Raw genomic sequence first — 20955 nt, forward strand, 5'->3', positions numbered from 1 at the left:
CATCAAGTGTTGTTAAATCGTAATCGTCTCTTTAGCAGTTTCAGCTAATTCTTTCTTCAATTCGCCAATAATTTCTATTCCTGCGCTAGTTCCAATTCTTTCCGCACCACAGGCGATCATCTTTTTGAAGGTTTCGGCATCACGAATTCCGCCGGCGGCTTTGACCTTCACTTTATCACCCACATGTTTTTTCATCAATTTAACATCATCAAAAGTTGCTCCTGTCGGCGCGAATCCTGTCGATGTTTTGATGAAATCCGGCTCAACTTTTTTAGCTATTTCACTAAGCTTGATTTTTTCTTCATCAGTCAGGTAAGCATTTTCAAAAATAACTTTGGAAATCACGTAGTTTTTACGGCAAATCGCAACGATACCTTCCATCTCTTCTTCGATATATAGCCAATTTTGAGCTTTGACCTCAGTCAAGTTGATAACATAATCGATTTCAGTAGCACCGATCATGATTGCATTCTCTGTTTCGAAAAACTTTGCTTCTTTAGATGTTTGCCCTAAAGGAAAGCTAATGGCTGCGCCAATATTGATATCGGTCTCTGCTAATAATTCAGCGCACAACTTCGATTGGACTTGATTGATTGCAACCATTTTGAAATGATAGTCTTTCGCTTCTTGGCAAAGCTTGCTCATATCAGCGGTGGTAGCATCAGCCTTCAGGTTGGTGTGATCGATAAAACGTGCTAACTCATCAATAGTATAATTCGACATGTAAATCCCTCCTATATGTAATTACATAATGAGTGTAAAACGAATAAACTTTTCTGTCAAGAGAAAAAATATTCAAATAAGTTATTGACATATTAATTGTAAGGGGTTACTATTTGGGTGTGGTAAGAATTAATGTAATTACATAAATGGGGGTTATAGGATGAAGCTATTACTTGTCTCGCATGGAACCTTTGCAACTGGCTTATTTGAAAGCTATGTCATGATTGCTGGAGTAAACAGTGATATTTCTGCGATTTGTTTAACAGATGAAGGGGTTGGAGATTTTTCTAAACGTTTGCAGGACTTTGTAAAAATGCATGTTAATGACGGTCTTTTGATTCTGTGTGATATTAAAGGAGGAACGCCATTCAATGAAGCGTATCGGGAATTTTTAGCAAATCCGCAGCAAGTAAAAGTGGTGACAGGGATGAATTTACCAATGTTGATTGAAACAGGCGTTGCCTTGCAAAATGGCGGAAAGTTTGAAGAATTGGTTGAACTAGCAGTCAATACTGGAAGAACTTCTATTGAAGGGACTGAAGTATTAGAGGAACAAGAGGATGAAATCGACTTTTAAAGGAGGAAAACAACATGACCATTACATTAGCAAGAATCGATGACCGAGTGATTCATGGACAAACAACGACGCGATGGACAAAAGCAAGACCTGTCCAAGGAATCTTGGTTGTAGGAGATGATATCGCTCAGGATGACTTAAGAAAAAAAGTACTGAAGGCAGCGGCTGGAAACTTGAAATTAGGAATTTATACCGTAGAGCAAGCAGTTGAAAGCGTTCCGAAGGGGAAAAACTCCCAAAAGGATTTCTTTCTTATCAGCAATTCGCCGCAAACGTTTGCGAAATTAGTAAAGCTTGGGGTAGATTTTGGTAAAAAACTCAATGTTGGACCGATGAATACTCGTGCTGGAGCAAAAGTGTTAGGACGAACAGTGGCCATCGATGAAAAAGATTATGAAGCTTTTGAATATATGGATCAGCAAGGAATCGAAATCGGATTTCAATTGTTGCCGGATGATGAAATCAAACCTTGGAAACAATTAAAAGCCAAATATGATGGGATGTAAGGGGAAAAACAGATAGGGGGAACCAAAATGGATACAGGATTATTATTGCCAGCATTATTGACCGGAATTTTTTGTTACTTAGGTGTGATCGAAACCCCATGGCTTTTTGGTATGACCGGTGGGTTTTACATTGTTGGTCGACCATTGGTTGCAGGATTGTTGGTAGGGATCGCTTTTGGTGATGTGCAGGCGGGGATTCTTTGCGGACTAGCTGTTCAAGCCGTATTTATTGCCAATTTAACGACAGGCGGAGCAACGAACAGTGAGATCACGTATGCGGCTTATGGCGGCATTGGTTTGGCTTTAGCAACAACGAAAGATCCTGCTGTTGCAGTTACCTTGGCGATTTTGATCGGACAAACATTTGGACTTATTTTTTACAATTCTAGAATGGCAGCGTATTCTTTTTGGAATACACGGGCGCAAACCGCTGCAGAGAAAAATGATGATCGAGGAATCGTTTTGAATCATGTTGTTTATCCTCAGATCACGACCTTCCTGTTGCGGGCAGTACCAGTATTTTTGGCAATATTCTTAGGAAAAGGTTTAGTGAATTGGCTTCTTTCAAACGTTCCTCAGGTCGTAACGGATATTATTTCTGTTTTAGGCGGTGTCTTGCCAGCATTAGGAATCGCTATGCTAATGAGCATCGTAGTCAAAGAAAAGGCGCACTTGATTTTCTTTTTTGCAGGTTTTGTTTTAATGGCATTTGCCGGATTGAATATGATCGCTTTAGTATTTATCGCAGCACTTGTCGCTTATATCGTCTTTTTAGCAACAGGCAATGCGTCTAATGCTCAACCTAAAACAGCAAATCAATCGGCTGATTCTACTGTATTTGAAGATGATGATCTATTCTAGAAAGGATGAACTGACATGGAACAATCAACGAAGCGTTTATCAAAAAAAGAGTTACGTCAAATCTGGAAACGTTGGGGTTTCACCCATCTTTCTTCGATGAGCTATGAAAAATTACAAGCGCATGCCTGGGCGTATTCCTATCTGCCATTTGCTGAAAAATACTATAAGAATGATCCAGAAAAAAAGAAACGTTTATTGATGCGTCATTCAATGTTCTATAATACTGAACCACAAACGGGACAGCTGATCAACGGGATCGTAGCCTCTTTAGAAGAAGAGATTGCTATCGGCGGCGATGTGCCGGAGGAAATGCCGATCAATATCAAAACAACGCTGATGGGACCATTAGCAGGAATTGGAGATTCGATCATTCAGGGCATCATCGTACCGATTTTATTATCGATCGGAATGGGCTTGGCTTCTGGCGGGAATGCTTTAGGACCGATTTTTTATATCTTATCGTATGGAGTAGTTGGGGTATTGATTTCCTACCTTGCGTTTATGAATGGGTATAAGTTAGGCGTGAACGCCATCGATGTGATCATTGGCGAAAATGCGAAACGAATCACAGATGCCTTCAATATTTTAGGGGTGATGGTTGTCGGTGGCTTAGCTGCTTCGAATATTGCGCTCGTAACAAAATTAAAAATTCCAATGGGGGAAGAAGTCCAAGCCTTACAAGAGGTATTGGATGGCATCTTTCCTAAGGTACTACCGTTGGCGATGGTATTATTAGCTTGGTACTTATTGACATCTAAGCAATTGACAGCAACAAAAGTTATTTTAGTATTGACTGTTATTTCTGCGATCGGTGTTGTCGTTGGCGTTTTTTAGGAGTGGTGAAAAAGTATGTTTATATTAAAATCGATTCCCAAAAAAAGAATTTGGGGAACGCCTCGTTTACAAGCCTATTCAACTGAAATCTGTGAAGGAAAAATCGGTTCTGTGTATTCAGCATCAGCAACCAAAGAAATCGATAGTCCTGTTGTTTCGAAACAGCAGACACTACGTGAGTTGGTACAAGCAAACCCACAGTCCTTTGGTTTGCTTGAAGGAGAAGAATATCCTTTGATTATTTCGATGACTGGCGCAGATGAGGATTTGAGCATTCAAGTGCATCCTACTGATGACTATGCTAAAAAAACTGCCAATAAGTCGTATGGAAAAAGTGAAGCGTGGTTCTTTTTGACACCGCCCAAAAGTGGATCGATCATCGCGGGGCAAATTGCAGATTCTAAACAAACTTTTACAACGGCGATCCAAGAGAACAAGTATGAAACGATTTTAGGAAAAACGACAGTGGCGAAAGAATCGATCGTGTATATTCCTTCTGGGACCATTCACGCATTGACCAAAGGCGCATTAGTCTATGAAATTCAGCAGTCTACAGATATCACATATCGTTTTTATGATTATGATCGTTCCGATGATTCTGGCATCAAAAGAGAACTGCATACAAAACAAGCGACTGAAACACTAGAATTACAACAAACTGTTCTAAAAGCACATTTTGACTTAGAACAAACCCTTGATATGAAAGAATTTACTGTCAGAAGAGCACTTTTAGAAAAAAACTACCGAAATCAAGAATCCTTAGCACAAGTAATCACTGTTTTGGCGGGAACAACTAAAATCGCTGAACAAGAAATCCAGCAAGGCCAGAGTATAATCGTTTTGCCAAATGAACAATTAGTGATCGATACACCATTTGAATGTATGATCGCCACACCAAAAGCATATTGGCGCGAGACTTCTGTCTAATTTATTGTATAATGAAGATACATGAGCGAGGAGGTAGTTTATGAATTTGCCTTTATACAAAAAAATCGAGCAGGATCTATTAGATAAGATCGAAGACGGAACCTATGCTGAAAATGAACTGATCCCAACAGAATTAGAATTAGCTGAAGAATATCAAGTAAGCAGACCGACAGTAAGACAGGCGGTCCAAACATTAGTGGATGCTGGCTATTTAGAGAAGAGAAAAAAAAGAGGAACGATCGTTAAACGCCCAAAAATCGAGCAGGAATTTACCAAAGTAATCGAAAGTTTCGATTCTGAGATGAGCCGAAAAGGCTTGGTGCCAAAGACGAAAGTCATTGCTTTTAGAAAAGACGCTGCCAATGAAGAAGTGGCTGGAAACCTAGAAATAGTAGAAGGTGATGACGTCTATAAGCTGATTCGTTTACGATATGCTGGAGAACAACCGACAGTTTTAGTAACTACCTACATCCCGGCATTTCTATTTAAGGAACTTGATGACGTCGATTTTTCTACAAATTTACTTTACAGTATTTTTAAAGAAAAAGGCTATCCGATCAAGACAGTCTCACGTCGTTTAGATGTGATTCAAGCGGATGACACAGTGAGTGATTTGTTGGATGTTGAGGTAGGCGCACCGTTGTTTTATTTCCATACACGAGGATTTACAGACGGGAAATTACCGATCGAGTATTCGATTTCAAAATATCGAGGAGATATAAATTCCTTTGTGTTTGAGATCACTGAAAATGGCTAGCCGCTTTGGCGACTTTTAAGAAACATGCATAGGATATGACGACTGTTGTATCTTGTGCATGTTTTGTTTTTTTGTAGAATACTTGTGGCTATTAAAAAAACGCTTGCATAAAAAATATTCATGTGCTATTGTTATGACAATGAGATGTAGAAAGTATGACAATGAGATGTAGAAAGAAGGAGGAAAAATGAACGATAATCGATTACCGTTATATATACAGATTGCTAGTGATCTAAAGTTTAAGATCAATACTGGCGAGTGGCAAGTTGAAGATCAGATTCCTACTGAATTTGATTTATGTGCGATTTACGATGTCAGTCGAATCACGATCCGAAAAGCGATCGATCAGCTAGTCAATGAAGGATTGTTATACCGTAAACGGGCAGTAGGTACTTTTGTACAAGCAAAAGAAGCAGAGACAAAAGAGACAATTGTTAAGAGCTTCACTCAGGAAATGAATAATCTAGGTAGAAAAGTGCATACGCTAAAAGCGGAGATCACAACAGTGAAAGCAACAGCTAAAATCGCTAATTTTTTGAATATCAAAGAAGGAGATCTTGTACTAAACTTGCAGCGGGTCTTTGGGACTGAAGAACTAGCTTTTGCATTTTTCGATACGTATTTCACTTATGAATCGTTCTTTTCAACAAACAGTAAAGACTATTATGGTTCTTTTTATGAATATTTGAAAACATTTGATATCGTCGTAGATTCCATTAAAGAATATGTCGAAGCTGTAGAACCCAATGAACAGTTAGTAAAAGCTCTTAAAATCAGTGAACATACGCCTATTTTGAAGAGAGTTCGAATCACCGAACAATTAGGGAAAGTGTTTCACGAGTATTCAGAGTGTTTTTATATCGGCAGTGAGTATCGCTACTACGTCAATGATTTTACCTAAAAGTGACAAAAAATATATTTCTAGATTTAGAAGTATATTTTTATTATATCTTATTGTAATGACATTATACCAAATGAGGGGGAGAAAAAATGGCAATTTCATTTATTAGGATCGATGACCGAATTATTCATGGTCAAGTGGTTACGCGATGGATGAGCGAACGAAAATGTGACGGAGTTGTGGCAGTCGATGATCCATCAGCGACAAATCCAGTATTAGCCAAAATGCTAAAATCAGCAGTACCATTGCCGCTAAAAGGTTTTGTAATGACAGAAGAGGAGATCATCAAAAAGTGGCCCAAAATTGTTGAGAGTAAACGACACTATTTCTTGATTGCTCGTTCACCTGAAACGTTGGTTCGAATTTTTGAAAGCGGTGTCGATTTTATTTCTGAGCGAAATGACCTGAATGTAGGACCAATGAGTGTTCGAGACGGCGCAAAAAAATATGGTAAAAATCTAAGCATTTTGCCGACAGAGGAAGCTGCTTTTGACACATTGGAACAAAATGGCATGAATGTTTCTTTTCAACTAGTACCAGATTCTAAAAAGAAAACATGGACTGAGTTAAAGATAGAAGGAGGAGAGTAGTGTGGACATAACACTATTGTTTCAGGCAATTGCGATCTCGATTTTTTGTTACTTAGGTGCTTTATCGACGCCGTGGCTGCTGGGGCTGACCGGCGGCTGGTATACGATTACACGTCCGTTAGTTTCAGGAATGATCGTTGGATTGATTTTAGGAGATATGAAGCAAGGGATCATTATGGGGGTGGCGATCCAAACGGTGTATATTGCCATGGTCACACCTGGCGGACAGATGCCTGCAGATTTGAACTTTGTTGCATTTCCTGCAATTGCCCTTGCGATGCTTTCGAATACGAGCACGGAAGTTGCAGTAACATTAGCGACAACGATCGGGATTCTTGGGACGATCGTTTTCAATATGTATCAAGTAGTCAATTCATTTTGGAATCATCGGGCAGTTGCTGCTATTCATGAAGGGGATTATAAAAAATTTCGTATGAATGCGATCGTAGGCCCTCAATTGATCAACTTTGTTTCACGATTTGTGCCATCATTTTTAGTGATTTTCTTTGGTTCTAGTTTTGCAAAAACGTTATTGGATTCTATGCCTCAATATTTGATCGATGTAATGAGTTATTTAGGCGGAGTGCTTCCGGCAATCGGGATTGCCATGTTATTGACAGCAGTTGTCAAAGAGAATTCATTGTTTCTATTTTTCTTACTAGGTTTTGTTTGTATTGTTTTTCTTAATTTGAACATGATCGCCTTGACGATCGTTGCAGCTGTCATTGCCTATCTTTATTTCAATGGTTCGAATAAATCGGGAGCAGTTAGTTCAGCTGGCGTCATTCTTGAAGAAGACGAAGAGGAGGAATTTTAACGATGGATAACAAACTTTTAGACAAAAAGACGTTAACAAAATCATATCATCGCTGGATGATGTACAACTTAGTTGCGATGAGTTTTGAATTTTTAGAAGCGATGGGTTTTGCCCTTTCTATGGAGCCGGTAGCAGATAAGCTATATAAAGATCAACCTGAAAAGAAAAAAGAAATGCTTGAGCGTCATACAGCTTTTTATAATACAGAACCCCAGGTAGGTGCGTTGATCAATGGAATCGCGGTTGGTCTTGAAGAGCAAAAAGCATTAGGCAATGCTGGAATCACAGGTGAACTGATCAATAGTTTGAAAATTGGTTTGATGGGTCCTTTAGCTGGGATTGGTGATTCTATGGTCCCTGGAATGTTGATTCCGATCTTACTTTCGATTGGGATGGGTCTTTCAGCAAATGGCAGTATTTTAGGTGTTTTATTTTATATCGTTGCTTTTAACAGTATTGTTTATTTAGGTTCGCGTTATCTATTTTTTAAAGGATATGAATTAGGGGCAGAATCAGTCGATGTTTTTACGGGTGAAAAAGCACAGCAAATCACAAAAGCAATTACAGTTCTTGGTATGACAGTGATCGGTGGTGTTGCTGCTTCTTATGTAAATCTTGAGATTCCAGCGAAGTTTGCTTTGACAGGAACCGAAATCGATGTTCAAGCGATACTAGATGGAATTTTTCCTAAGTTGGCTCCGTTAGTAGTGATCTTTGCCTCATGGTATTTAATGGCAAAAAGAAAAGTATCTCCAGTTAAATTGATTTTTATCTATTTTATTGTTGCATTCGCAGCAGTTGGATGGGCGTACTTATTTTAAACAGAGGAGGATATATTAGTGGAAAATCGTGTTATTCTAGTGAGTCATCTCGGTTTGGCTTCAGGAATGAAACAGGCGTTGGAGTTTATCGTAGGTCCGCAAGATGAACTGTATGCTGTTGAATTGGATGAAAAAGGGATCGAAATGTTTAGGCAGAAATTAGCTATTTTTGTAAAAAGTCCTTTTGAAGGAACAACGATTATTGTGAGTGATATTCCAGCTGGCTCACCTGGAGCGACAGCGTACAGTTTACTGAGCGGTCATGGTGATGTGCGTTTGATCAGTGGAATGAATCTACCGTTGATTCTTGATTTAGTCCTTTCAAGTACAGTAAAAGAGATCGGAAAATTGATTCCAGAGGCAATTGCTTCAGCAAAAGAAACGCTTCAAGAGTATTCAATCCTTTCGGAGGAAGAGTTAGATGATGAATTTTAGTCAGAACTTACCCGTTTGTTTAAATGAATCAGAATTAAGTTTGACATTTGGCAAGGATCTTTTTCACCCAGCTGATTTAGAAAGAAGATACTTAAATGATATTCGCAGCAGTTTACTCGATCCACAGGCAAAAGGGCCCGAGGTCTTATATACGATCGCAATGGATGTTGGGAAAATCAAGGATCGGGACGATTTACAAAAGCGCAATTTGCTTTATGGAATGGTGGCATACAATGATGGGTTGATTGGCAATGAGCTGGTCCGAAGTCAAGGACATATTCATGCTGTTTCTGCCTCGTGCGGCTCATCTACTCCAGAAGTTTATGAAATTTGGCAAGGAAAAGCGTATATCTATATGCAGGAATTTGTTTCAGAGAATGCTGGTCGTTGTTTTGCTATCATTGCTGAACCAGGAGATATTGTCATCGTTCCGCCGAATTGGGCTCATTACACAGTTAATGCAAGTCAGTCTGAAAAAATGCTATTTGGTGCTTGGTGTATTCGTGATTATTCCTTTGACTACCAAGAAATCAGGGCAAAGCAAGGCTTGGCTTTTTATCCAGTGATGGAAGGGAAACAGGTGATTTGGAAGAGAAATCCTCAGTATGATCAGTCTGAGCTAACCATAAAACTGGCACGAGCTTATCCTGAATTTTTCTTATCTAAGAATCATTTATATGAGCAGTATGAAGAAAATAATTCTTGCTTTGATTTTGTCACTGATCCCTTAGCATATAAAGCGTTATGGGAACATTTCCAACCATAAAAGGAGTGGGAACATGATTTATTTTAATAAAGAACTTGTTTGCCTAGAAGGAAAAGAAATCAAGCGAAATCAGACCAAATTGCGCAGCTATATTGAGTATTATCAGGAGCACAAACACATTGAAAATCTGGATCAAGTGATTTATGAAGTTGAATACCACGATAATGGTTTGAATGAGGGAGATCAAGGTGGTCTATTTTGGGGAATCTCCCACGTAATGCCAGGCACGATCGGGAACGAATATCACATGACTAAAGGACATCTTCATAAAAAAGCAGAGACGGGTGAGTATTATTGGGGATTGAAAGGGATCGGACTACTCTTACTTGTATTTGAAGATGACAGCTATGAGCTGCAGAAAGTCCGTGAAGGTTCTGTCCACTATATTCCAGGAAATACAAGTCATCGTTTAATCAATTGTGGAGTTGAAACATTATCTGTCGGTGCCTGCTGGTTTACAGAATCCGGACATGACTATTCAAATTGTCATTTTCCAATTAGAGTTGTAAAGAATGGAGAGAATAAGGTTGAAATCATCAATAGTACGTCCAAAAATCAAAATAAATAGCACTGCGACAGTCGTGACTTCATATGATAAGATTGTCCAGTTTATACAAGCAAAACAAACAAAAAAGTCGTTTAGATTAGCGATTGAATGCTATCCGGTAACGAATGAAGCACTTTTATTGGATCAATTGATTCAGCCGTTAAACCCTGAGCTAGTCTTGTCGGCAGATGATCTATTTATGGAACCAGTAAAAGTCAAAGAAAAAATTCAGGACAATCTAACAGAGGATCGCATTTTTGGTTTGATGAGTCATCATAAACTGACTGACTTTATCGATGAAGGAAAATATAAGCAATCTTCTGAACGTTTAGCTGAACAGACTACGAAAGGCGGTCTATCGATCATTTATGGTATGGGTGCTGCTCTTGTTGAAAATGTGGATATGATCATTTATGTCGACCTAGCTAGATGGGAAATCCAAAAAAGATATCGTTCCGGTAATTACAGTAACTGGCTTGGAGAGAATGCTGGAGAAGATCCACTAAAAATGATCAAACGCGGCTACTTCTTCGAGTGGCCGCTGGCAGATCGCTACAAAAAGGAGCTTGTGGACAAAATCGACTTTCTACTGGATATCCATGAGGAAGAAGAGCCTAAACTTTTGAGCTATCAAGACTATTTGAAAGGCTTAGAAGCTGTTGCTCATCAGCCGTTTTCGCTCGTTCCCTTTTTTGATCCTGGTGTTTGGGGCGGTACTTGGATGCAAAAACAATTTCAAGTTGGTTTAAATGAACAAAATCTAGCTTGGAGTTTCAACGGTGTGCCAGAAGAAAACAGTTTACTACTAGATTTTTCAGACATTAGTATAGAAACACCGGCAAATAATCTCCTTTTTTATCAAGCAGAAAAACTGCTGGGTGCTCGGGCTTTTGGACGTTTTGGTCATGAGTTTCCGATTCGTTTCAATTTTCTTGATACGATGGATGGACAAAATCTTAGCTTACAGGTTCATCCAAAAGTAGACTATGCTCAAGAACAATTTGGGATTACTTACACGCAGGATGAAAGCTACTATGTGTTAGAGGCAAAAAATGAGGCTGTTGTCTATCTTGGCGTTAAGCAAGGGGTAGAAAAAGCGGAACTGATCAACGCACTAAAAGCAGCAGAAAAAGGGGCCGGTTTTGATGATGGAAAATATATTTATCGCCATAAAATGAAAAAACATGATCATTATTCGATTCCTTCTGGAACGATCCATTCAAGCGGAAAAGATTCAGTCATTTTAGAAATCAGTGCTACCCCAAATCGATTTACGTTCAAATTATGGGATTGGGATCGTGTGGATTTCGATGGATTGCCTCGTCCGGTCAATATTGAACATGGGGAGAAAAATATCGAGATATACAAAGATGCCGAATGGGTAGAACGAGAATTGATCAATCCATTTGTAATCGTAGCCCAAGCGGAAGGATGGATCGAAGAAAAAACAGGACTGCACGAAACTGAATTTATTGAAACAAGACGACATACGTTTAGTAAAAAAGTGACGCATGAAAATCATGGCAGCGTCAATGTGTTGAATCTTGTTGAGGGAGAATGTGCACTCGTTACTAGTCCTTCAGGAGAGTTTGAACCGTTTGAAGTTCAATATGCCCAAACGTTTATCATACCGGCGACGATTGCTCATTATCAGATAGAACCATATGGCGCGAGCAAAGGTAAAACAGTCAAAACGATCAAGGCGTATGTACGCTAAAAAATAAACATGTTAAGCAGTACTGCAGAAGATACTCTGTGGTGCTGTTTTTTTATCCAAAATGGGCGATCTAATGGATTAATAATGAAAGGTATGGTAAATTTCGTATGAAAATGAATAAAAGAAATATTTTATTATTTATTTATAGTTGGAAAGGCGGGTGTATTTACGATGGAAGTGAAGAAACATGAAATCGTCGAACAGCTCTACAACCTTATTTTAAATCCTGGAACACGTGATTGGGAACGAGGGCAGTTAATAGAAGTGAAAAATAAAATAGAAACCGGTGAGAATTTCAAAGATCAGCTAGCTAAACTTGAAGCTGCCTTGCGCCCTCTGAATACGAGAAACAATCTAACTCCTGATGTAGCTGATTTTTATTCAAAAATCACAAACGACCTAATTGGAGAAAGGGTGTATGACTTTTCAAAACATATTGTTTTAGATGCCGACCATCAAGAACGTGCTATTTTTGCTGGAGGCTGTTTTTGGTGTATGGTCGAGCCTTTTGAAACACGTTCTGGGATCGTTTCTGTTTTGTCTGGATACACTGGAGGATCGGTTGAACATCCGACTTATGATCAAGTAATCAGTGGATCGACAGGTCATGTGGAAGCGGTTGAGATCATTTTTGATACACGCATGATCAGCTATAGAGAATTAGTGGAACTATACTGGGGAATTTCTGACCCAACGGATGCATTTGGTCAGTTTCAGGATCGCGGAAATCAATACAGACCAATCATTTTTGTTCAGAATGCACAACAAAGACAGATTGCTGAACAATCGAAAGAGTCACTTAAAGATTCTGGAAAATACAAAGAGCCGATCGTGACAGAAATTCAGGCAGCAACGAAATTTTGGCCTGCAGAAAATTATCATCAAGAATTTTATAACAAACAACCCAAGCGATATAAAAAAATGAAGCATGCTCGTCAAAATCTTTTGAAGTATCAACAACTTAAAAATAAAATTAAACGTAAAAAAAGATAGAAGACGCATATGAACATGTCGATATTTTCCTAGAATTAAAATGAAAACGTATTTATTTTTTTGTTTCTTGCAAGACTATTGACATTAAAACCTATATGCGTTAATATCGAACAGTATTAATTACTAACACTGTTAGCTATTAATGGTGAAAGTGATTATTTTTAAAGAAGGAGGAGTCATATGTCATTCGCAGAAGAAGCTGAACAAGAGCTTATTCGTTTGATGGTGGAAAACCGCAATAGTGCCTTCAGCAAGTTTGAAAAGAGTAATCAAGGTGAGAATATCGTCATCAAATTTCTCTATAAGCACGGTGAACCCACTAGTCCAAAGCATTTAGCGGAATCACTGAATTTATCCAGTGCCCGAATTGCTGTTGTTTTAGGAAGTTTAGAAAAAAAGGGACTGATCGAGCGTAATATGGACCCAAATGACCGTAGAAGAATCAATGTTACTTTGACGGAGTGCGGCAAGAAAGCGGCCAAACAAGAGAAAAAACAAATGCGTGATAAAGTCGTTCAAATTTTCAAAATGATGGGCGAAGACGATACAGTACTGTTCATTGAACTCGTTGCGAAATTTGTTGACTGCGCCCAAAAATTATCTCTGAAAGAGGAAGGTGACCAATAGTGAAGATTTTTAAATATCTAGGCAAATACTGGTATGCGGTCATCGCAGTTCTTGTGCTTTTAGTCGTACAAGCCAATAGTGATCTAAGCTTACCAAACTTAACATCCGACATTGTTGATATCGGTATTCAACAAGGAGGGCTTGAAAACTCTACGCCTGAAAAAATCAGAAAATCAACTCTTCAGGGAATTGAAATGTTCATGACTGAAGACGAAAAGAAAACCATTGAAGACAACTATAAAGAAGCAACTCAAAAAATCGATGGTGAAAAAGTAGACATTTATAAACTAGATCTGCAAGAAGGAATGACAAAAGAAAAGCTTGCTAAGATTTTTGACTTGCCGATGATGATGTTAGCTTCCTCTCAAGCAAAAGATTCAAAAGGTGCAAGTGAAGCCAAAACAATCATCAATGACTATAAAACAATCGGAACCGATGCTGAAAAGGCCCAAAAATTAGGTGCTGAAGCAAAAGCCTTGGGCGAACAAGCACAAGCGGCTGGCGAAGCTGCAGCAAGTGCGACAGATGTTGCTACAGCAGCAGCGAAAGCTAGTGAAGCACAAAGTTTAGCGGCACAAGCACAAGAAAAGGGTGCTGAAGCTCAAACACTTGCTGATTCTCTACAAGCAAGAACAGACGCAATGCCGGCAAAAGTTGAAGCTGCCAGAAAGAAGACCGAAGATAATTTAGGGGATCTTGGAGCAAATTCACTTAGAACCGTGGGCATCCAATTAACGTTAGCTGAATATAAAGCGTTGAATATGGACACACAACAAATTCAAACGGACTATATCATTAAAACGGGTTCTAAAATGATTCTATTGACATTGATTTCTGCTGTTGCTGCAATTATTGTCGGTTTGATCGCTTCGATCGTCGCAGCATCTGTTGGACGAAATTTACGTGTGGGACAATATGAAAAAACATTGCAATTCTCCAATACAGAAATGGAAAAGTTCTCACCAGCGTCATTGATCACGCGTAATACGAATGATATCCAACAAATGCAGATGGGGATCGTTATGATCATGCGTATCGTATTATATGCACCGATCCTTGGTATCGGTGGGATCTACCAAGTCTATCGAACAGGTACAGGTATGGGCTGGATCGTTGGTGTAGCCGTTGGGGCAGTGTTAATTTTAGTTCTAACCTTATTGGCAACAACGATGCCTAAGTTTAAAGCCTTGCAAAACCTAGTGGATAGAGTCAATTTAGTCTCTCGTGAAATCATCACTGGATTACCAGTTATTCGTGCCTTTTCTCGTGAAAAATTCGAAGAAAAACGTTTTGACCGTGCGAACTCAGATTTGATGAAAACTCAATTATTCGTTAACCGTGCCATGTCGATCATGATGCCGGTCATGATGTTATTGATGAATGGGATCTCTGTTTTGATCGTCTGGGTCGGTGGTCACAATATGGATACGGGACAATTACAAGTTGGAGATATGATGGCATTCATCACCTATACAATGCAAATCGTTATGGCTTTCATGATGTTGTCTATGGTTTCAATTATCCTTCCTCGTGCCAATGTTGCGGCAGGACGTGTGGAAGAAGTACTTGAAACGGTACCAACGATCGAAGATCCAAAACAACCGAAAGACGATAAACAATTTAACGGTGAAGTAAAATTCGAAGCTGTTCAATTCAGATATGGTGATGCCGATGAGGATGTCTTGCATCATATCAATTTTGTGGCGAAACCTGGACAAACAACCGCCTTGATCGGATCAACCGGATCAGGTAAATCAACCATTATCAATTTGATTCCCCGTTTATTCGATGTTACAGGTGGTCGAATTACAATTGATGGTGTCGATGTTCGTGAAATGTCCTTGCATAAACTGCATGAAATCATCGGATTTGTACCGCAAAAAGGAGTGCTCTTCTCAGGAGATATTGCTTCAAACATCAAGTTTGGAGATGCAGATATTTCAGATGAACAAATGAAAAAAGCAGCACAAATTGCACAAGCAGAGGAATTTATCGATTCAAATGAAAAAGGCTATAGTCGCGAAATTTCTCAAGGCGGTACCAACGTTTCAGGTGGTCAAAAACAACGCCTATCGATTGCTCGTGCTTTAGCTAAAAATCCTAAAATCTTGATTTTCGATGACTCTTTTTCAGCTCTTGATAACAAAACAGATGTAGCATTACGTAAAGCTTTATCTGAAAATATCAAAGATGTGACACAAATCATCGTTGCTCAAAAAATTTCAACGATCCTGCATGCAGATAACATTATCGTATTGAATGAAGGACGTATCGTTGATCAAGGAACGCACGAAGAATTGATGGAATCATCACAAGTGTATCAAGAAATTGCCCAGTCACAATTAAGCAATGCTGAATTAGGCATAGAAGAAGCGGAGTAAGGAGGAGCAAGAAATGGCAGAAGAAAAACAAAAAAGCCCTCGTCGCGGCGGTGGCCCTGGACAGATTGCTCCAGTAGAAAAAGCAAAAGATTTCAAAGGAACGATCAAAAAATTAGTGTCGTACATCGGCGCCTATAAAATTCCTGTATTCTTTGTGATGATCTTTGCGATCGCCTCAACCGTATTCAATATTTGGGGACCAAAAATCTTATCTAAAGCAATCACAGAATTATTTAATGGTTTAATCAAGAAATATCAGGGAACCGGTGGGATCGATTTTGAGAAAATCGGTGGTATCCTATTATTCATGCTAGGTTTATACCTTGTTGCATCTTTATTCGGGATCATCCAAGGCTGGATCATGTCGACGATTTCGCAAAAAATCACGTATCGTATGAGAAAAGAAATTTCAGAAAAAATCAATCGTATGCCGATGAATTATTTTGAAAGTCGGACAACAGGTGAAGTTTTATCACGTATCACAAATGATGTGGACACGTTAGGTCAATCACTGAACCAATCAATTACTCAATTGATTACATCTGTCTTCACTATCATCGGAGTTATCGTGATGATGCTTTCGATCTCAGTTAAAATGACGGGAATTGCGATTTTGATCGTACCGATTTCCTTTATTTTGATCATGATCGTCGTGAAAAACTCACAAAAATACTTTAAAACACAACAAGAATATCTTGGTGTGATCAATGGTAAAGTGGAAGAAACAATTGGCGGCTATAACATCGTTCGTTTATTCAATGATGAAGAAAACTCATTGAATGAATTTAAAGAACAAAATGATGTCCTATTCAAATCAGCCTGGAAATCACAATTTCTGTCAGGTTTGATGCAGCCGATCATGAACTTTGTCGGAAACTTAGGGTATGTCGCTGTTGCGATCGTCGGCGGGATCATGGCGTATAATGGTTCGATCACAGTTGGGGATATTCAAGCGTTTATCCAATATGTGCGTAACTTAACACAGCCGATCGCTCAATTAGCGCAAGTGTCTAATATGCTTCAATCAATGGCGGCAGCTGCTGAACGTGTCTTCGAATTTCTTGGTGAGGAAGAAGAAGATCAAACGGTACCAAATCCAGTTAAAATCGATAAAGCAAAAGGGATGGTCGACTTTGACCATGTACAATTTGGTTATACACCAGATAAAATCGTTATCCATGATTTCAGTTCCCATGTGGAACCAGGACAGACTGTTGCAATCGTTGGTCCAACGGGCGCAGGGAAAACAACAATGGTCAAATTACTGATGCGTTTTTACGATGTCAATTCCGGTGCAATCAAAATTGATGGCCACAATATCAAAGAGTTCAATCGTGCCGACCTACGTAAGAATATCGGAATGGTTTTACAAGATACTTGGTTATTCAAAGGAACCATCATGGAAAATCTTCGGTATGGTCGTCTTGAAGCAACGGATGAAGAAGTCTATGCTGCTGCGAAAGCGGCACACGTTCATCATTTTATCCAAACATTGCCTGGCGGCTACAATATGGAATTGAATGAAGAATCTTCTAATATATCTCAAGGTCAAAAACAATTATTGACGATCGCCCGTGCTATTTTAGCCGACAAACCGATCTTGATCCTAGACGAAGCAACTTCTTCTGTTGATACACGAACAGAAGGATTGATCCAGGAAGCGATGAATAACTTAATGGCTGGACGTACGTCATTTGTTATCGCTCACCGTTTATCTACGATCAAAGATGCAGATAAGATTCTTTATATGCAAGATGGAGACATCAAAGAACAAGGAACACACGATGAATTACTTGCTGAAGGTGGCTACTATGCATCGCTTTACAATTCTCAGTTTGAGGATTTAGCAGACGAAGCTTAAAAAGTTAAAACCGATTAAAGCTAGAAATGACAAGGAAGAAGTCATTTCTAGCTTTTTTCTAAACCCCCAAAATGATTGTTGCGGTTTTTTATATAAAGAAACAAAATGCCGCAAAATTTTTTTTGAGTCATTGTCAGGGAAACTGTTCTTTTGTTATAATCAAATTCAAGAGAAGTGGAGGAATGTAAGTATGATCAAAGTAGCAATTATTGGGTACGGGAACCTAGGACGCGGCGTCGAACGCTCGATCAAACAAAATAAAGATATGGAGTTAGTCGGTGTATTCACTAGAAGAGCACCGGAATCTGTTCAAACCGAAGGGGCAAAAGCGTATAGGATGGATGAACTAAACGGGAAAAAAGAGGACATCGATGTTTGTATTTTATGCGGTGGATCAGCGACAGATCTGCCAACACAAACACCAGAGTGGACAAAACTATTTAATACCATTGACAGTTTTGATACTCATGCGAAAATTCCGGAGCATTTTGCGGCAGTCGATAAGGCAGCAAAAGAAGGACAAACGACATCGATTATCTCTACGGGATGGGACCCAGGTTTGTTCAGTTTAAATCGTTTGTACGCACAAAGTATTTTACCAGTTGGCGAAACGAACACATTTTGGGGCAAAGGAGTCAGTCAAGGACATTCAGATGCGCTCAGAAGAATCGAAGGTGTTAGTGATGCGGTTCAGTATACGATCCCAAATAGTGAAGTGATCGCTAAGTTTAAAGCAGGCGAAACATTGAATTTGACAACAAGAGATAAACACTTTAGAGAATGTTTTGTTGTGTTGGAAGAAGGCAGTGATGCAGAAAAAATCCGGGAAGAAATTATTTCAATGCCGAATTATTTTGCAGATTATGACACGGAAGTGCATTTTATTACCCAAACTGAATTGGATCAAGAGCATAAAGCAATGCCGCATGGAGGTACTGTGTTGCACACTGGAACAACGCATGAAGATACGAAGCAAGTCATTGAATACAATATTCAATTAGAAAGCAACCCAGAATTTACTGCAAGTGTGTTGGTTGCCTATGCAAGAGCTTGTGTTCGTTTGGCTAAAGAGAAACAGTTTGGCGCATTCACTGTATTAGATATTCCACCGAAATATTTATCACCAAAAACGGATGAAGAATTAAGAAAAGAATTACTATAATAAACAAAAGGCTTACGTTTCAATCGGCAAAATGAAACGTAAGCCTTTTGTTAGTCTATCTAATCTTTAGCTGTATCAACTAAAATACGATAGACACGTTCGATATCTTCCTGTGTTCCACGTAATTCATAATCGGCTAGAAAAGGAAACCCGAATTTTTCTGCATATTGTTTGGCAGTCAAACAGTATTGATGATTGAAATTTTTGTTTCCACTGCCAACTACACCTAGACAATAACGATAATTCCCATGATAATCTAAATATTCCCGCATGGTTTCGGTCAAAATTTCGGTATCGCCATTGTCTACACCATTTCCACCATCCAAATAGGTAGGAACAAATGTGAAAAATGGCTCTGTTTCATCTTCAAATGACGAATTTTCATGGATTTCCTGAACTTCGATTTGAACATCATACTGGGTATCGGCATAGTCAACTAGACGTTTTACAAAGGAACGGGTATTTCCCGAGATAGATATATACAAGATCTTCATCATTTAGACCCTCCGCTTGTTAAATGTTTTACAAATCTACTATAGTGAAAGGATAGCGAAATTACAATACTTTTCTATTAATAATTGTCAGTTCTAATAGTTGTAAAGAATTGATCGTCTTCATATAATAAGCATATAAAACTAGAAAAGAGGAACCTTCATGTCTTATAAAGTAGATTTTAAAAATGTATCGACAGTTGGCTTTGAAAGCTCACCAGCAGCAGAAGCAATGGCTGGTTTACGAGCAAATGAAGCGCGTTATTATTGGAATAAATACAAGCATGAATTTGTAACTGTACCTGCAAGTGAAGATCCAGAAACGCTAGCTTGGATCGAAAAAATTTTGGCAGAACGTGATTTGACATTTCCGTATAAACCACTAGAAGTTTCAAGCTTTGAAGTTGATGGAATCAAAATGGCTTATGTGTTTTACGAGAATGGTTTATCTGTCAACGTGATGTATACGTTAGAAGAAGGTGGAAAACGAGCTGTTGGCTTCAAATTATCTGATGGTATCGAGATTCCTGCTGAATTTGAAGGGAAATTCAAATTTGCTCGACAAAAATCAAAGCTTGCGGGGACGATCCGTGGCTCGTTTTTTGTAATCAAAGGAGAATATTAAATAATTGAGGATAAGTATTTATAAAAATGTCTGTAGTTAGTTTCCGTACGCTTTTTGTGTATCTGGTAGCCAGACAAATTAAGACGAAATGGAAAGCTTTACATTTTTCGCTAGACATGATAGGCTTATCATAGTACCAAATAGATACAAACTAAAAATTAAATAGAACCCATCACAAAGGGGAGCCTTGGCTGAGATTGAGTACCTACTCTAAACCCTTCGAACCTGTTCGTTAATACGAGCGTAGGAATTGTGATGGAGTAAATATATGCATTTTACTCCTCCTTTGTGAATTGGTCGTTCTAAAGGAGGAGTTTTTTTATGCAACGAAAAAAAGAATTACAGGTGTGGATCGAAGGAACGATCGTTGCGGCGATCGCCATGATTTTATCCTTTATTCCAACGAATATTGGCAGCAGTTTTTCCATCTCTTTAGGGATGATTCCTGTGACTCTGTTTGCTTTAAGAAGAGGGGCGAAGGCTGGTTTTTTCTCAGCGTTTATTTGGGGATTACTTCATTTTCCGTTAGCCCAAGTATATTATTTGACCCCAGTTCAAGTGGTGATCGAATACATTTTGGCCTTTGGTTTCGCGGGATTTTCTGGTCTTTTTAGTGAAAAATTGCAGCAGACGATAAAAAATGGTACGTTTAAAAAGAGTGTGTTGATTATTTGTTACGCAACGTTTTTAGGAACATTGATGCGTTATTTCTGGCATTTTATTGCCGGTGTGATTTTTTGGGGAAGCTTTGCTTTGTGGGGAATGAACCCGTGGCTATTTTCATTTGTAATGAATGGCATCAGTGGTTTAGCAACAGCTGTTGTTACAGCTTTATTCTTGATTGCTTTACTTAAAATCAATCCTAATTTATTTTTTCCTGGAAAAGTAGTGAATGCCCTTCAGCAAAAAAAATAAAAAGGACTTGATCGATGTTTTTAGAGAATGATTTATGCTAACAGATCCACTCGTATTCTTTATTCTAGAGTAAATCCTGTTCAGGAAAAAAAGAAAGAGTTGCTTGAATAATATAAACAAT

23 protein-coding genes and 1 riboswitch are annotated in these 20955 nt (G+C 38.7%); of the genes, 21 read left to right on the forward strand and 2 right to left on the reverse strand.

Annotated features, from left to right (window positions below; all coding sequences use genetic code 11):
• Nucleotides 1-12: 12 nt before the first annotated feature.
• Entirely contained in the window at nt 13-723 is a 711-nt protein-coding gene (gene deoC, locus CC204_RS01865; RefSeq protein WP_088268549.1) for a deoxyribose-phosphate aldolase, read from the reverse strand.
• A gap of 160 nt (nt 724-883) precedes the next feature.
• Between deoC and CC204_RS01870 the strand changes: the two genes are divergently transcribed.
• The 19 genes from CC204_RS01870 to CC204_RS01960 all read left to right on the forward strand — a co-directional run bounded on the left by CC204_RS01870 (nt 884) and on the right by CC204_RS01960 (nt 18803).
• Nucleotides 884-1300 carry a PTS sugar transporter subunit IIA gene (locus CC204_RS01870; protein WP_088268550.1) on the forward strand — a complete coding sequence of 139 codons (417 nt, stop codon included), beginning with the start codon at nt 884-886 and terminating at the stop codon, nt 1298-1300.
• A 14-nt stretch (nt 1301-1314) separates the two neighbouring features.
• Nucleotides 1315-1806 carry a PTS sugar transporter subunit IIB gene (locus tag CC204_RS01875; RefSeq protein WP_087639877.1) on the forward strand — a complete coding sequence of 164 codons (492 nt, stop codon included), beginning with the start codon at nt 1315-1317 and terminating at the stop codon, nt 1804-1806.
• 27 nt (nt 1807-1833) lie between these two features.
• A complete protein-coding gene (locus tag CC204_RS01880) occupies nt 1834-2667 on the forward strand; it encodes a PTS mannose/fructose/sorbose/N-acetylgalactosamine transporter subunit IIC (protein ID WP_088268551.1) in 834 nt (277 codons plus the stop codon).
• A gap of 15 nt (nt 2668-2682) precedes the next feature.
• On the forward strand, nt 2683-3501 hold the full coding sequence (locus CC204_RS01885; RefSeq protein WP_088268552.1) for a PTS system mannose/fructose/sorbose family transporter subunit IID: 819 nt from the start codon (nt 2683-2685) through the stop codon (nt 3499-3501).
• Nucleotides 3502-3516: 15 nt separating this feature from the next.
• Complete coding sequence (locus tag CC204_RS01890) at nt 3517-4428, forward strand: type I phosphomannose isomerase catalytic subunit (protein ID WP_088268553.1); 912 nt, start codon at nt 3517-3519, stop codon at nt 4426-4428.
• A 40-nt stretch (nt 4429-4468) separates the two neighbouring features.
• Nucleotides 4469-5185, forward strand: coding sequence for a GntR family transcriptional regulator (locus tag CC204_RS01895; RefSeq protein ID WP_088268554.1), 717 nt, complete (start codon nt 4469-4471; stop codon nt 5183-5185).
• A 187-nt stretch (nt 5186-5372) separates the two neighbouring features.
• On the forward strand, nt 5373-6086 hold the full coding sequence (locus CC204_RS01900; RefSeq protein WP_088268555.1) for a GntR family transcriptional regulator: 714 nt from the start codon (nt 5373-5375) through the stop codon (nt 6084-6086).
• Nucleotides 6087-6175: 89 nt separating this feature from the next.
• Nucleotides 6176-6676 (forward strand): PTS sugar transporter subunit IIB, encoded by a 501-nt coding sequence (locus CC204_RS01905; RefSeq protein WP_088268556.1) that lies wholly within the window; start codon nt 6176-6178, stop codon nt 6674-6676.
• 1 nt (nt 6677) lies between these two features.
• The gene (locus CC204_RS01910; protein WP_088268557.1) at nt 6678-7493 is read left to right on the forward strand and encodes a PTS mannose/fructose/sorbose/N-acetylgalactosamine transporter subunit IIC; all 816 of its coding nucleotides are present in this window, start codon (nt 6678-6680) and stop codon (nt 7491-7493) included.
• Nucleotides 7494-7495: 2 nt separating this feature from the next.
• Nucleotides 7496-8314, forward strand: coding sequence for a PTS system mannose/fructose/sorbose family transporter subunit IID (locus CC204_RS01915; protein WP_088268558.1), 819 nt, complete (start codon nt 7496-7498; stop codon nt 8312-8314).
• A gap of 18 nt (nt 8315-8332) precedes the next feature.
• The gene (locus CC204_RS01920) at nt 8333-8749 is read left to right on the forward strand and encodes a PTS sugar transporter subunit IIA (protein ID WP_088268559.1); all 417 of its coding nucleotides are present in this window, start codon (nt 8333-8335) and stop codon (nt 8747-8749) included.
• Nucleotides 8736-9515 carry a glucose-6-phosphate isomerase family protein gene (locus CC204_RS01925; protein WP_227011216.1) on the forward strand — a complete coding sequence of 260 codons (780 nt, stop codon included), beginning with the start codon at nt 8736-8738 and terminating at the stop codon, nt 9513-9515. Before CC204_RS01920 ends, CC204_RS01925 begins: the two co-directional genes overlap by 14 nt.
• Nucleotides 9516-9528: 13 nt before the next feature.
• A complete protein-coding gene (locus tag CC204_RS01930) occupies nt 9529-10083 on the forward strand; it encodes a glucose-6-phosphate isomerase family protein (RefSeq protein ID WP_088268560.1) in 555 nt (184 codons plus the stop codon).
• Nucleotides 10043-11779, forward strand: a complete 1737-nt coding sequence (locus CC204_RS01935; RefSeq protein WP_088268561.1) for a class I mannose-6-phosphate isomerase — start codon at nt 10043-10045, stop codon at nt 11777-11779. Before CC204_RS01930 ends, CC204_RS01935 begins: the two co-directional genes overlap by 41 nt.
• A gap of 171 nt (nt 11780-11950) precedes the next feature.
• Nucleotides 11951-12772, forward strand: a complete 822-nt coding sequence (gene msrA, locus CC204_RS01940) for a peptide-methionine (S)-S-oxide reductase MsrA (RefSeq protein WP_088268562.1) — start codon at nt 11951-11953, stop codon at nt 12770-12772.
• A 180-nt stretch (nt 12773-12952) separates the two neighbouring features.
• Nucleotides 12953-13399 carry a MarR family winged helix-turn-helix transcriptional regulator gene (locus tag CC204_RS01945; RefSeq protein WP_087639883.1) on the forward strand — a complete coding sequence of 149 codons (447 nt, stop codon included), beginning with the start codon at nt 12953-12955 and terminating at the stop codon, nt 13397-13399.
• Nucleotides 13399-15780 (forward strand): ABC transporter ATP-binding protein, encoded by a 2382-nt coding sequence (locus tag CC204_RS01950; protein WP_088268563.1) that lies wholly within the window; start codon nt 13399-13401, stop codon nt 15778-15780. The genes CC204_RS01945 and CC204_RS01950 overlap by 1 nt, the downstream gene beginning before the upstream one ends.
• Before the next feature lie 13 nt (nt 15781-15793).
• Nucleotides 15794-17641 carry an ABC transporter ATP-binding protein gene (locus tag CC204_RS01955; RefSeq protein WP_088268564.1) on the forward strand — a complete coding sequence of 616 codons (1848 nt, stop codon included), beginning with the start codon at nt 15794-15796 and terminating at the stop codon, nt 17639-17641.
• A 190-nt stretch (nt 17642-17831) separates the two neighbouring features.
• Nucleotides 17832-18803, forward strand: coding sequence for a diaminopimelate dehydrogenase (locus CC204_RS01960; RefSeq protein WP_088268565.1), 972 nt, complete (start codon nt 17832-17834; stop codon nt 18801-18803).
• Nucleotides 18804-18862: 59 nt separating this feature from the next.
• Here CC204_RS01960 and nrdI read toward each other — a convergent pair whose 3' ends face one another.
• Nucleotides 18863-19297 (reverse strand): class Ib ribonucleoside-diphosphate reductase assembly flavoprotein NrdI, encoded by a 435-nt coding sequence (gene nrdI, locus CC204_RS01965; protein ID WP_088271634.1) that lies wholly within the window; start codon nt 19295-19297, stop codon nt 18863-18865.
• 160 nt (nt 19298-19457) lie between these two features.
• Between nrdI and CC204_RS01970 the strand changes: the two genes are divergently transcribed.
• A complete protein-coding gene (locus CC204_RS01970; RefSeq protein ID WP_088268566.1) occupies nt 19458-19919 on the forward strand; it encodes a phage tail protein in 462 nt (153 codons plus the stop codon).
• A 168-nt stretch (nt 19920-20087) separates the two neighbouring features.
• Nucleotides 20088-20186: riboswitch (TPP riboswitch) on the forward strand.
• Nucleotides 20187-20240: 54 nt separating this feature from the next.
• The gene (thiT, locus tag CC204_RS01975) at nt 20241-20834 is read left to right on the forward strand and encodes an energy-coupled thiamine transporter ThiT (RefSeq protein ID WP_088268567.1); all 594 of its coding nucleotides are present in this window, start codon (nt 20241-20243) and stop codon (nt 20832-20834) included.
• Nucleotides 20835-20955: the final 121 nt, after the last annotated feature.

The sequence above is a fragment of the Enterococcus wangshanyuanii genome, from assembly GCF_002197645.1.
Taxonomy (GTDB): Bacteria; Bacillota; Bacilli; order Lactobacillales; family Enterococcaceae; genus Enterococcus_L; species Enterococcus_L wangshanyuanii.

Bases quoted from the DNA above. Each gene is read 5' to 3' on its own strand.
- CC204_RS01880 (WP_088268551.1), top strand. From the start codon at position 1,834: ATGGATACAGGATTATTATTGCCAGCATTATTGACCGGAATTTTTTGT.
- CC204_RS01960 (WP_088268565.1), top strand. From the start codon at position 17,832: ATGATCAAAGTAGCAATTATTGGGTACGGGAACCTAGGACGCGGCGTC.
- CC204_RS01885 (WP_088268552.1), top strand. From the start codon at position 2,683: ATGGAACAATCAACGAAGCGTTTATCAAAAAAAGAGTTACGTCAAATC.
- CC204_RS01970 (WP_088268566.1), top strand. From the start codon at position 19,458: ATGTCTTATAAAGTAGATTTTAAAAATGTATCGACAGTTGGCTTTGAA.
- CC204_RS01945 (WP_087639883.1), top strand. From the start codon at position 12,953: ATGTCATTCGCAGAAGAAGCTGAACAAGAGCTTATTCGTTTGATGGTG.
- CC204_RS01870 (WP_088268550.1), top strand. From the start codon at position 884: ATGAAGCTATTACTTGTCTCGCATGGAACCTTTGCAACTGGCTTATTT.
- CC204_RS01925 (WP_227011216.1), top strand. From the start codon at position 8,736: ATGATGAATTTTAGTCAGAACTTACCCGTTTGTTTAAATGAATCAGAA.
- CC204_RS01930 (WP_088268560.1), top strand. From the start codon at position 9,529: ATGATTTATTTTAATAAAGAACTTGTTTGCCTAGAAGGAAAAGAAATC.
- CC204_RS01915 (WP_088268558.1), top strand. From the start codon at position 7,496: ATGGATAACAAACTTTTAGACAAAAAGACGTTAACAAAATCATATCAT.
- CC204_RS01900 (WP_088268555.1), top strand. From the start codon at position 5,373: ATGAACGATAATCGATTACCGTTATATATACAGATTGCTAGTGATCTA.
- CC204_RS01905 (WP_088268556.1), top strand. From the start codon at position 6,176: ATGGCAATTTCATTTATTAGGATCGATGACCGAATTATTCATGGTCAA.
- thiT (WP_088268567.1), top strand. From the start codon at position 20,241: ATGCAACGAAAAAAAGAATTACAGGTGTGGATCGAAGGAACGATCGTT.
- nrdI (WP_088271634.1), bottom strand. From the start codon at position 19,297: ATGAAGATCTTGTATATATCTATCTCGGGAAATACCCGTTCCTTTGTA.
- msrA (WP_088268562.1), top strand. From the start codon at position 11,951: ATGGAAGTGAAGAAACATGAAATCGTCGAACAGCTCTACAACCTTATT.
- CC204_RS01955 (WP_088268564.1), top strand. From the start codon at position 15,794: ATGGCAGAAGAAAAACAAAAAAGCCCTCGTCGCGGCGGTGGCCCTGGA.
- deoC (WP_088268549.1), bottom strand. From the start codon at position 723: ATGTCGAATTATACTATTGATGAGTTAGCACGTTTTATCGATCACACC.
- CC204_RS01895 (WP_088268554.1), top strand. From the start codon at position 4,469: ATGAATTTGCCTTTATACAAAAAAATCGAGCAGGATCTATTAGATAAG.
- CC204_RS01875 (WP_087639877.1), top strand. From the start codon at position 1,315: ATGACCATTACATTAGCAAGAATCGATGACCGAGTGATTCATGGACAA.
- CC204_RS01890 (WP_088268553.1), top strand. From the start codon at position 3,517: ATGTTTATATTAAAATCGATTCCCAAAAAAAGAATTTGGGGAACGCCT.